The sequence below is a fragment of the Streptomyces olivochromogenes genome (assembly GCF_001514115.1).
Taxonomy (GTDB): Bacteria; Actinomycetota; Actinomycetes; order Streptomycetales; family Streptomycetaceae; genus Streptomyces; species Streptomyces olivochromogenes.
Map to the genome: position 1 here is coordinate 102,427 of NZ_KQ948478.1, position 11,585 is coordinate 114,011.

Annotated in this window: 10 protein-coding genes; 6 read left to right on the plus strand and 4 right to left on the minus strand. The window is 69.5% G+C overall.

Going from position 1 to position 11,585, the window contains the following annotated elements:
* Nucleotides 1-24 precede the first annotated feature (24 nt).
* Nucleotides 25-1,359 carry an MFS transporter gene (locus AQJ27_RS44535; RefSeq protein WP_067382674.1) on the minus strand — a complete coding sequence of 445 codons (1,335 nt, stop codon included), beginning with the start codon at nucleotides 1,357-1,359 and terminating at the stop codon, nucleotides 25-27.
* Nucleotides 1,360-1,493: 134 nt separating this feature from the next.
* Between AQJ27_RS44535 and AQJ27_RS44540 the strand changes: the two genes are divergently transcribed.
* Nucleotides 1,494-2,432: a LysR family transcriptional regulator gene (locus AQJ27_RS44540; RefSeq protein WP_067382678.1), complete on the plus strand. Its 939-nt coding sequence runs from the start codon at nucleotides 1,494-1,496 to the stop codon at nucleotides 2,430-2,432.
* 444 nt (nucleotides 2,433-2,876) lie between these two features.
* On the plus strand, nucleotides 2,877-3,422 hold the full coding sequence (locus tag AQJ27_RS44545) for an AAA family ATPase (RefSeq protein WP_067382681.1): 546 nt from the start codon (nucleotides 2,877-2,879) through the stop codon (nucleotides 3,420-3,422).
* 204 nt (nucleotides 3,423-3,626) lie between these two features.
* Here the strand turns inward: AQJ27_RS44545 and AQJ27_RS44550 are convergent, their stop codons facing one another.
* Entirely contained in the window at nucleotides 3,627-4,172 is a 546-nt protein-coding gene (locus tag AQJ27_RS44550) for a TetR/AcrR family transcriptional regulator (protein WP_159064568.1), read from the minus strand.
* Between the two features lie 272 nt (nucleotides 4,173-4,444).
* Here AQJ27_RS44550 and AQJ27_RS44555 point away from each other — a divergent pair, with 272 nt between their 5' ends.
* From AQJ27_RS44555 to AQJ27_RS44565, 3 genes are all read left to right on the plus strand, one after another.
* The gene (locus AQJ27_RS44555) at nucleotides 4,445-5,332 is read left to right on the plus strand and encodes an aldo/keto reductase (protein ID WP_067382735.1); all 888 of its coding nucleotides are present in this window, start codon (nucleotides 4,445-4,447) and stop codon (nucleotides 5,330-5,332) included.
* Between the two features lie 122 nt (nucleotides 5,333-5,454).
* On the plus strand, nucleotides 5,455-6,423 hold the full coding sequence (locus AQJ27_RS44560) for an RNA polymerase sigma factor (protein ID WP_067382687.1): 969 nt from the start codon (nucleotides 5,455-5,457) through the stop codon (nucleotides 6,421-6,423).
* An 85-nt stretch (nucleotides 6,424-6,508) separates the two neighbouring features.
* The gene (locus tag AQJ27_RS44565; RefSeq protein WP_096240500.1) at nucleotides 6,509-7,414 is read left to right on the plus strand and encodes an alpha/beta fold hydrolase; all 906 of its coding nucleotides are present in this window, start codon (nucleotides 6,509-6,511) and stop codon (nucleotides 7,412-7,414) included.
* Between the two features lie 611 nt (nucleotides 7,415-8,025).
* Here AQJ27_RS44565 and AQJ27_RS44570 read toward each other — a convergent pair.
* Nucleotides 8,026-8,505, minus strand: coding sequence for a DUF6194 family protein (locus AQJ27_RS44570; RefSeq protein ID WP_067382690.1), 480 nt, complete (start codon nucleotides 8,503-8,505; stop codon nucleotides 8,026-8,028).
* A gap of 47 nt (nucleotides 8,506-8,552) precedes the next feature.
* Here AQJ27_RS44570 and AQJ27_RS44575 point away from each other — a divergent pair, with 47 nt between their 5' ends.
* Nucleotides 8,553-9,290, plus strand: coding sequence for a MerR family transcriptional regulator (locus tag AQJ27_RS44575; protein WP_067382693.1), 738 nt, complete (start codon nucleotides 8,553-8,555; stop codon nucleotides 9,288-9,290).
* Nucleotides 9,291-9,719: 429 nt separating this feature from the next.
* On the opposite strand, the gene AQJ27_RS44585 is transcribed toward AQJ27_RS44575, so the two are convergent.
* Nucleotides 9,720-11,255: a cytochrome P450 family protein gene (locus tag AQJ27_RS44585; RefSeq protein ID WP_341866157.1), complete on the minus strand. Its 1,536-nt coding sequence runs from the start codon at nucleotides 11,253-11,255 to the stop codon at nucleotides 9,720-9,722.
* Nucleotides 11,256-11,585: the final 330 nt, after the last annotated feature.

The window sequence follows — 11,585 nt, forward strand, 5'->3', positions numbered from 1 at the left end:
CGCGGTGACGGGGGTGGCGGGCCGTCAGGCGCGGTTCGGTGCCGACTCCGACTCGGGCTTCGGCTCCGGCTCCGGCTCCGGCTCCGACTTCGGCTCGGCGAGAGGCGCTGCCGCGCGGCGGGGAAGCAGCAGCGGGGTCGCCAGCAGGAGCACGCCGGCTAGGCCGATGGCCGTACGCGGGCCGAGCAGGGCGCCCAGCACGCCCCAGACGGCCGTCAGGAGCGCGGTCGAGGCCTTGGTCGTCACCGTCCAGGCGGACAGTGTGCGGGTGATCCGGTCGGTCGCGGTGCGCTCGAGGCGGTAGGTGGCGTAGACGGGGTTGAAGACCCCGCAGCAGAAGATGAGCCCGAGCTCGACACCCATCACCAGCAGCAGCCCTCCGGTGCCCGGTCCCAGGAAGGCCAGGCCGACGGGCCAGAGCGCGCGCAGCGCCCCGGTCACGACCAGGACCTGGTGCTGTCCGAACCGGGTGACGAGCGGTCGGGCCAGTCGCGAACCGAGCAGCCCGCCGATCGAGGGCGCGGCGAAGGCGAGGCCGTACTGCCACGGTGTGAATCCGATTCGGCCGAGCATCAGGACGGCAAGCAGCGGCTGGGTGGCCATCACCAGGCCGTTGAACAAGGCGGTGTTGAAGAACAGCGGTCGCAGCGTCGCGTCGGCGAGGATGTACCGCCAGCCGTCGAGCAGGTCCCGGGCCCGCAGGCGCGCGGCTTCCCGGCGCTCGGGCCGCGGCTCGTGCCGGCCCGTCGCGCGGATGCCCAGGGCCGAGAGCAGGTAGCTGACCGCGTCGGCCAGCACCGTCGCCACCGGGCCGAGGAGCGCGATCGCCGCGCCGCCCAGCGGCGGTCCGATGATCGTGGTCGTCCAGTCCGTGGACTCGAATCGGGCGTTGGCGACGAGCAGGTCCTCGGCCGGCAGCAGGGTCTTCAGGTACGCGCCTGAGGCGGCGCGGAAGGTGATGTCCGCCGCCGCGACGACGACCGAGACCAGCAGGAGCTGAAGGAAGGTGAGCACGCCGAGCGCGAACGCGGCGGGGATCGTCAGCAGCGCCGCGAACCGCACCAGGTCCATCGCGATCAGTACCGGCCGCTTGCGTCGGAACTCCACCCACGGGCCGAGCGGCACCGCCACGGCCGCGCCCACCGCAGCCCCCACGGAGGAGAGCGCGGCGACCTCGGCCGGTCCGGCGTGCAGCACGCGGATGGCGATCAGCGGGAAGGCGCCGAAGGCGAGCCACGTGCCGAGCGCGCTGGTCCCGTACGCTCCCCACAGCCACCCGAACCGCCACCCCAGCCGATGTCCGAGCAGATGTCCCAGCCGATGTCCGAGCAGATGTCCCAGCCGGTGTCCGCTCCCCATGCCCGACGCCCTTCGCCACTCACCCGCACAACCGATTCGCGTTCGGTGGCAATCAAAGCGAGCACCGTACCCAGGGATCAAACAACCACAGGGCCGTCGGCCACAACCATCGGTTGTGCTCGTAGGATATCGGCATGGACCTCGACATCGTCCGGACCTTCGTCGTCGCCGCCGACGCAGGGCAGTTCCAGGAGGCCGCCGCCGAGCTGGCGGTCACCCAGCAGGCTGTCTCCAAGCGCATCGCCGCGCTGGAGCGCAACCTCGGTGTTCGGCTCTTCACCCGCACCGCGCGCGGCGCCGAGCTCACCATCGACGGGCAGGCGTTCTTGCCCCACGCGCGCGAGCTGCTGCGCGTCGCCGAGCGCGCGGTCGCGTCCGTGCGCCCCGGCCGCCGTCCGCTGCGCGTCGACGTGATCGCCTCGCGCGGCGCGGCGGCGGGCCTGATGCGCGGCTTCTACCGCGCGCACCCCGAGATCGACCTCGACGTGGTGATGCTGTTCGACATCGAGACGGCCGTCGCCGCCATCCGGTCCGGTGCGATCGACGCGTCCTTCCGCGCCGTCGCCGCGCCCGGCCGGCCCCTTCCCGAGGACATCGAGTCCGTCCGGGTGCTCGACGAGCCGCTCGAGCTCCTCACCGGCCCCGCCCACGCGCTGGCGGGCGCCAGGTCGGTGACTGTCGCTCAGCTCGCCGGACACCGGATCTGGATGCCCGGCATCGTCCCCGGTACCGAGTGGGCCGCCTACTACGACGACCTCGTCGCCGAGTTCGGCCTCACCATCGAGGCGACGGGCCCCAACTTCGGCTCCGACGCGCTCCTCGACACCGTCGCCGACACCCCGGCCCTGGCCACCTTCATGGGCGGGCACACCCGCCTCGTCTGGCCCTCCGGCCACGGCCTGCGCCGCATCCCGGTGACCGACCCGACGCCCGTCTACCCGCACTCGCTCCTCTGGCACCGCGACAACCCCCACCCGGCGCTGGGCACCCTCCGCGCCCATCTCGCCGCCACAGCGACCGGCCACGACGCCACCGGGACCTGGGCGCCGAGCTGGGTGATTTCGTCCCGCTGACCGGCGGAGTCCACAACGACGTCACGCGGCCTCTGCCTCTGCTGTCTCTGCTGCTCGATACGATTCCGCCGGTCCGCGGGCGGGTGGGTCCGTCAGCGCCGCAGACCCGACTCACTTCTCGCCGACCACGGCTACGACCACGACGTCTGCCGCGACCAGGTCCCTGCCGCATCACCCACCGACAACTCAGAGCATGACGGTGGCCGTTGTCAGCCATGGCGTGCCTTTCGTTCGGTTTCCGCGGGCAGATTCTCGGCGGTCACTTGGCCGCCCGGGCTTCGGCGGCTTCCAGGGTGGCGAGTTGGCAGCGGGGTTCGGCCCAACTTAGTGATCTTTCGGGCACGATCCGGCCATGGGATTTGGCCTCACTCAGGTCGAGCGGCATGCTGATCCGACACGCCGGGTTCGACGCGCGGGCCTGGCATCGGGGTGGGGAGAATCGCGTTGATCGTCTGGGTGAACGGTGCGTTCGGCAGCGGGAAGACCACGCTCGTGGACGAGTTGCGTCCTCGTTGGCCCGAGGCACTGGTCTATGACCCGGAGATGGTCGGCTTCGTGCTGCGGGAGATCGTGGAGGTGCCGACCGGCGACTTCCAGGATCTTCGGTTGTGGCGGCGACAGGTTGCCGACCTGGCGGTAGGGCTGATCGAGGAGTACCGCCGCCCGGTCCTGGTCCCCATGACCGTGGTCAACCCCGGGTATGTCGGCGAGATTTTCGGCGCGTTGAAGTACGCGGGCATCGACCTTCACCACTTCTTCCTCAAGGTCTCTCGAGAGGTCTTGGAGAAGCGAATCGACGGGCGAATCTTCTTCCCTGATGATCCCGAGCGGGAGGAGCAGGTCCGACGCTGGGTCAAGGACAGGATTGAACCGTGCATGGCCGCGGTCGACACCCTGCCCGGTGACACGGTGTTCCTGGACGGAGAGCTGACACCGCCGGAGTTGGCCGACCAGGTGTTGGCCCGTATCGGGGTGGGTTCGGAGAGGTAGGACACCCGGGCGTCGCGAACGGCGCCCGGGGTACGGCCAGTCGAGCGGGTGGACGGCTTCCGGAGCGAGCGCCGGGATCAGGTCGAGCCCGGCGTACGGCCCGACTCGTCTGCCTCTATCTCGTTTCGCGGGTCAAAGGGGCGCACTGGCGCACTGAACAGGGCCGAAAGGTCTCCAGACTCACACCCTCGACCGTACCGGTGTTCACTCGGCCGTGTCGGCGTTCAGGGGATGCGGATGTGTCCCGGCCTGCAGGCCGTCCATGAGGAGCCTGATCTGTCGGTCGGCCTGGCCTTTCCAGTCTCCGGCCACGTCCAGGCGGAGGAGCCCACTCATGGCCAGCACCACATCGGCTGTCTCAAGGTCGGACCGAATCGTTCCGGCGGCGACGCCCGCGGCGACAAGGGTGTCGATCGTGTCGAAGACCTGCGCGTACGACTCCGACGCCCATGCTCCGCTGGAGGGCCCCACGCTCCGCAACGCTTCGGACATGTGTTGCTTCGCGACCAGCAGACTGGCCAATCGGGCCATCCACTCGCGCAGTGCCTGGTGCGGCGGCAGCGTCCTGAGGAGCTCGTCCGCTGTGGAGCACATCTGCTCCACCTCGTGCTGATAGGTGGCCAGGACGAGGGCCTCCCGCGTCGGAAAGTGCCGGTAGAGAGTACCGATGCCCACCCCGGCAGCTCTGGCGATGCTGTCCAGCGGTGCGTCCTTACCTGTGCGAGTGAACTCCTCCAGCGCTGCCGCCAAGAGCTTCTCCCTGTTACGTCGGGCATGGGCGCGCATGGGTTGCGCAGGTCCTTGTTCGTGCATCCGTGCTGCCCTCCAGACCGGCGCGCCGACCGAACGACAGCCGCCGAGATCTCACCCTCGCTTGCTTAGCGGAGGATCCTCCACTAACGTCCCACATACCGGAGGATCCTCCGTTATGTGTGTCATGGTACAGCCACATCGAACGGAGACATCCCGTGAGCAAGACTTCACTCGGTGGCCTCACCACGTCGTCCCAGGGGCTCGGATGCATGGGAATGAGCGAGGGGTACGGCCCGACCAGTTGGGACGACGCGATCGACACCATCCGTCGCGCCCTGGACCTGGGTGTCACGCTCATCGACACCGCCGACGCCTACGCCTTCGGCCACAACGAGGTGCTGGTGGGCCGAGCCATCGCCGGTCGTCGGGACGAGGCGCAACTCGCGACGAAGACGGGTATCGACCGTATGGGCAGCGACACTTGGGTGCTGCGCGGGGAGGCGAACTACATCAAGCGCGCGTGTGACGCCTCCCTCATGCGTCTGAGCGTCGACCACATCGACCTCTACTACCTGCACCGGCCTCCGCAGACAGCAGAGATCGAGGAGTCCGTCGGGGCCATGGCAGAGCTGGTGAAGGCGGGAAAGATCCGGCACATCGGCCTGTCCGAGGTCGATGCCGCGCTCCTGCGGCGCGCCCACGCCGTTCATCCGATCGCTGCGGTGCAGAGCGAGTACTCGATCTGGTCCCGCGATCCCGAGACGGCGGTCGCGGACTGCCTGCGCGAACTGGGTGTGGCACTGGTGGCGTACTCGCCACTCGGCCGAGGCTTCCTGACGGGCACGGTCGATGTGACATCACTGGCGCCGGGCGACGCCCGCAATCGGCTTCCCCGCTTCCGGACGACGGCCAACCAGGTCATCGCGGACGCCGTCCGCGCACTGGCGGAGGAGAAGGGTGTCGCTCCGGCCCAGCTGGCGCTCGCCTGGGTGCACGCACGCAGTGAGCACCTCGGCATTCCCGTGGTGCCCATCCCGGGAACCAAGCGCGTGAAGTGGCTGGAGCAGAACGTGGCCGCCGCTGACATAGAGCTGACGGCCGACGAGATCGCCACGCTCGACGGGCTGGCCGCGCAGGCGGTGGGCGGGCGCTACTGAGCGATGAGGGGAGACCGTGCCGCTCCGGCGTGGCACATCGGCCCCCGCACCCGAGGGAGAGGGAGGCATGGCGATCACGTAGTACGGTCACGCACGACGGCGGACGCTGGAAGGGGAGCCACATGAACCAGACGTCGGACGAAGCCGCGCGCATCGAGGACGCGGCGCTCACCCGTGCCGCGCAGGCGGGTGAGGCCACCGCCCTCGGCCTGCTGCTTGAACGGCACCAGGCAGGTATGCGCGCGGTGGCGCTGAGCATTCTGGGACCGGGGCCCGACGTCGACGACGTGGTCCAGGACGCGGCTGTGACCGCGCTCCGCCACGTGGGCGACGTCCGCGACCCGGCGGCCGTGGGCGCATGGCTGCGGATGATCGTGCGCAACGCCAGCCGTTCCCTGTTGCGATCCTCCGTCCCCGTCCAGCCGATCGACGACCTGCACCTGCCTGCCACGGACGCCGGTCCGGAGCGGTGGCTGGAGCGGCACGCGATGCGGGACTGGATCTGGGAGGCCATCGAAGAGCTGTCCCCAGCGCTACGCCTGCCCCTGGTGCTGCGTCACTTCAGCACCGGCGTCACTTCCTACGAGCGGATAGCCGACGCCTGCGGGGTCCCGGTCGGCACGGTCCGCAGCCGGCTCAACCAGGGGCGGGCCAAGCTCGCGACAGCCCTCGCCGCCACGGCGGACGCCCCGCACGGAAACACCGCACAGCGCCTCCGCGCCAGCCGTGTCGAGGCACACGAGACACTGGCCGCCGCCGAGAGCGGACGCTTCGGCGCGCTGATGACGGAGCGCTGGTCGCCCGAGATCGCCCTGCTCAGGGGGAACGACCCAGTGGGCGGCAGGAGCGTCCTCGCGCGCGGCATGGACGGTGACCTCGAGGCCGGCGTACGACAGCGCCTGGTCCATGCCGTGGCCGGACGGTCCCTTGCCGTCTGGGAGATGGACCTCCTCAGCCCCGCCGACAACCCCGACCACTGCCCGCCCTCGGTGGCCTGGCTGATGACCCTCGACGACGCCGGTCGTCCGCACCGGCTGCGTCTCCTGCATCCAAGGCCGGTGCAGGCCCTCCAGTCGCTCACCCTGATGTGACGGGCGTCACGTGGTCCGGGTCGAACTTCGTCCTCTCTGCAGCGTCATGCCGGTGTCATCGACACCTGCCCGATACGGAGACCCCATGACCACCTCTGCGACCGAACCTCTGGCCGCCGGAACGCACACCGTCGAGATCGACGGAGTCGTGCAGCGCTACCACGTCCACGGCACGGGTCCGGTGTGCGTCGCGCACTCCGGCGGACCTGGCATCGACTGGGAGTACCTGCGCATGCCCGCGCTGGAGCGGCATCTGACGATCGTCTACCCGGAGCCGATCGGCACCGGCGGCTCCGGCCGCCTGCCCTCCCACCCTCACGGCTACACCCGGGCCCGCTACAGCCAGTTCCTCGGGGCGCTGATCGAACACCTCGGCGTCCCCGAGGTGTACCTGCTGGGCCACTCGCACGGCGGCTTCGTCGCCCAGTACCACGCCCTGCACCACCCCGAGCTCATCGCCGGGGTGATCCTCTACGAGAGCGCGCCGCTGACCGGTCCCGAACACGGCGCCGAGGCCATGCGCCTGGTCCAGTCGTTCGCCGCGCTCCACGCCGACCACCCCGAACTCCCCGAGGTCCTGGCCGCGTTCCAGGCGATCCCCACCATCTCCGACGACGCACAGATGACAGCCGTCGCCAGGGGGCTGCTCCCCGCGTACTTCGCCGACTACTGGGGGCGCGAGGAGGAGTTCGCTCCCATGCGGGCCTCGGTGCGGGCCGCGCACATCTCCGGGCTGGACGAGAACCTCTCCCCACACGTCATCGACGACCGTGCGGACCTCGGCTCACTCACCGTACCGACCCTCGTCGTCGTCGGCCGCCATGACGTCATCTGCGGGGTGCGATGGGCCGAGGAACTCCACCTGCTGATCCCCGGATCGGAGCTGCTGATCCTGGAGAACAGCGGGCACTTCGGTCACCTCGAGGAGCCGGAGGCCTTCTCGCAGGCGGTGACGCGTTTCGTGACGGCCGCGAACTCCTCTGACCACTAGGTCATTTGAGCGAAGCCGGGACGGACGGTCCGGCGTGAGGCTCGTCTCGCAATGCTCGTGGAATCGACGTGGACGAGGCGGGGCGCTGTGTGAGCCGCCTCGTCCATCCGGCGAGAGCGAGATGCCTGCTTCCGTTCAGGGAGTCCTTCTCCCTTGAGGCGCCGGCGGGGCATCACGAGGCCGCTGCCCGGGCAGCCGCCGTCGGCGGTCGTAGTGCTGTTCCCGACGGCGGCCGTGGCCCCGCACTCTTCCCACGCCGTGCAGTCGGCACGGTTGCCCAGAAGCGGCCGGCGGACCGCGACGACCCGGCGGCTGTCGCCGTCGTTGACGGTCTGGTAATGGGCGAAGCATGCGGGGCCGAAGCGCGAGTCGGGGACTGAGGTGGCCGATCATGCGGTCGGCCGCGGACTTCGAGGCGCCGAACACCGGGGCGCGCCAGGGCAGGGCCGCCGGGTAGCTCGCGGCAACGCACTTGTCGGCAGCGTCGACCGTTGCCCCAGCGAGCCCGAACGGTCCAACGCCCACTACCGCGCCCACCGCATGACCTGGAGCGAACTCGCGCTCACCGCTGTGCGCGGGGCGCCCTCAAGTCCGCTTGTTCCGCAACCGTGTCAGTCCTCCTCCTGCGACCTTCGCGTTGCGTGTCGCCGCGCGCACCGGGCACGAGCGGCGTCGTGGGCGCTGCGCAAAAGCTCTACGACCGTGTCCGTCGTCCTCTCACCAGGATTGACGACAGAGATCCAGCCGAGTGCCCCGTATACCGGGTGCGGCATCACGGTGTCGGCCGCCGCGTAGTCGCGAGGTCGGGTGAGGCTGCGCGGCTCCTCCCCCGTGAGCTCCCGGAACGTCGCGCGGTCGACATGGATGTTCAGGCGCCAGCGGCCTGGAGAGTCAAGGTCGGAAACGGCGTCGTCAGGATAGTTCTTGGTGACGATGGTCCCGTAGGGCTGGACGTTCTGAGGCGCCCGGCCGTCGGGGGCGTAGGAGAAGAACGCATCCCCCCACACGAGTTCGGGGAAGTCGCCGCCCTGCTCCGGGACAACCACGAGCGCGCCGACGAAGCCTCGCACGGTGTCGATGATCTGTTCCATACTCATGGTTCAAGCATCACCTTCAAGTGCTTATGTGGGGTTGGCTGATGGGCGAGCTGGTGAGCGGTTCGCGACGGGTACCGCTCCGGACCGTCGATGTCGCCGGAGAGTCGGGGTACTCGGTGCAACAGGTTCGCGACCTCGAGCGACTGGGAGTCATTCCCCCGGCCGCTCGATCGAGCAACGGCTACCGTTCCTACACACCGCTGCACGTACATGCCCTCCGCGCCTATCGAGGACTCGCAGCTGCCGTTGGGCCAGTCACAGCCCGGCGCATGCTCGCGGAGCTGCGAACCGAGACGATCGCGGAGGCGGCGTCGGCGATCAACGCGGTCCACGTTCGGCTCGCGAGAGAACGAGAGGAGGCCCTGCGCGCTCAACAAGCGCTGCGTGCGATCCAAGCCGAGGCGAACGCGACCGAGTTCGAGCACGAGAGTGACGCGATGACGATCACACAGCTCGCCGGGGCGCTCAATGTACGTCCCTCCACTCTGCGGTTCTGGGAACAGGAAGGGCTTGTCACGCCCGAGCGAGTGACGTCACTGCAAGCACGCCGCTATGGTCTCTCAGCCATCAGAGCGGCCCGAATCGTCGCGGCCCTGCGCGGCACCGGTTACAGCATTCCCGCAGTGCGCGAGATCATGGGCTCCCTGCACCAACTCGACAGCCTGGGCAGGACCCAACACATCCTGCAACAACACCTCGACCAGATCGCCACACGGACCGTGGCGCTACTCCGAGCGGGTGCGGACCTGGCAGCCGTCGTTGGCGACCACGGCTCGTAGGCGCTGGTGGTCGGCGTGGCGGCATCGCTTGGTGGTCAGGCGCGGGGAGTGGGTGCCGCACACGATCGTCGGGCCGAACTCGTCCACGGCGGACGAGAGGGCCCCGCTGGTGTGGTCCCAGCGGGGCGGTTGTGGGCATGGGGTCGTTCTGGTCGGCAGGGTGTCGGCCGTTCACGCGAGTTGCATGTACCGCCTGGTCGTGGAGCCCCCGAATGTCACCTTCGTGCCGGGTCAGTGCGGGGAGTGATGGCCCAGTGGTTGCTTCGCGGAACTCGGTCCGCGAACGTCACGTTGCGTTCGGCGATGAAGCGGAAGGCGAGAGATCGACAGATGCCGTTCGAGGCCCTGTCGCTCGTCGCCGGGAACGCGTCCACGTCTCCCCAGCGGTCACCGTCCCGAGCCTGTTCAGGCAGGGTGCGGGCCGGCGCGTCACCGCACCCCGTCGGCAGGCGGCCCCAACAACACCGGTACCTCCTGCGGCCCGTTCGAAATGAACGACTCCGTCGGGCGCAGCGCACCCGGCTCCACCGCCAGCCGCATCCCGGGAAAGCGGTCGAACAACGCCTGAAGGGCGATCTCGGCCTCCAGCCGCGCCAACGGCGCGCCCAGGCAGTAATGCACTCCATGACCGAACGACAAATGCTCCCGCCGCGTCGCCCGCATCACATCGAACCGCTCCGCATCCTCCCCGTGCACCCCCGGATGCCGCCCCGCCGCCGCGAACCCGATCACCAGTGCATCCCCCCGCGGGATCACCGTCTCCCCCACCCGCACATCCTCCACCGCATACCGCAAGATCGCGTTCGCCCCCGGCGCCTCCACCCGCAACGCCTCCTCCACCACGTCCCCCCACGACGCCCGCCCCGACCGCACCAACTCCAACTGCTCCGGCTCCTGCAGCAACAACACCACCGCGTTCGCCAGCAGATTCACGGTCGGCTCGCACCCCGCGCTCAACAGCATGATTAGGTTGTCCACCAACTCCTTCTCACTCAACCCCCCACCCCCCGCAGTCTCCGGGGCACCCGCGCCCGCACCGTCCACGACATCCGAGAGGTCTGTGATGTCTGCGAGGTCAGACAGGGCGGCCGGGGCCGCGGGATCCGCTCCACTCCCCGCAGCGATCAGCGCACTCGTCAGATCCTCACCTGGACAACGTCGCTTGAACGCCACCAACTCCCCCATCGTCCGATACAACGCCGCGTAGTTACGCCGCGCATCCTCCAACGACACCCCCGTAGCGAAGAACCCCTCGATGATCTCCCGCAACGCCCCCCGGAACTCCTCCGGAATCCCGAACAACTCCAGCATCACCCGGCTCGGCAACGGCTGCGCATACAAGCCCCGCACATCCACCACGCCGCCCCGAGCCTCGCGCGCCGCCGCCTCCAACCCTTCCAGCAGCCCTGACGCGATCTCTCCGACCCGCGGCCCCAGCAACCCCACCCGCCGCGCCGTGAAAGCCGACCCCATCAACGCCCTCAGCCGGCGGTGCTCCGCCCCGTACGACGTCACCAGGTTCTGCACCGACACCCACACCGCCAAGGGCCACTCCGCCCCCACCTCACCCCGCTGCCACGCCGGCCAATGCCGATACGCATCCTTCGAGACCCGCCCATCCGTCAACAACCCACGGATCACGGCCGGATCCGTCACCGCCCACGCTCCGACCCCTCCCGGCAACACCACCCGCGCCACCTCGCCCTGCCCTCGCAACAAGGCCCCCTCCCCCTGCACATCCCGCCCCAACGCATCCATCACATACGGACACCCACCCCGCCCAGCACGCAGATCCGACACCCCCTGCGCATCCGGCAGATTCTTCTGGTCCGGCCCGTTCGGCACCCCACGGAGGCCCGCCACACCCCCGCGGCCGCCCCGCAACTCCCGCTGCTCCTGCTGCTCCTGTCGGCCCCGCTCATCCCACCGACCCTGCTGCTCCTGCTGCTCCTGCTGACGCTCCACCGGACACCTCCACGACATAGACCGCGAAAACTTCCCGACAAGCACCACAAACACACGCCAGGTCCCGCCCCGCAAAATCACGCCGGAAGCCCGCCACCAGTCACGGACCCCCGAAACCCGATCCTCCGCGGCACATGGAAACCCAACCCCTGGACAGACACGCGGAAGCCGTCCCCAGACACACAGGCACAGGCGGGACGCGGCCCACATACACGCGGGACCAGGCCCCGGACGCACGCCCGGACCTCAACACCAGCAACCGCCCAGCCCCACACCCGGCACACCCGCGCACACGCCCTGGGTGCCGGTCACAGGTGGTGTGCATCCGGC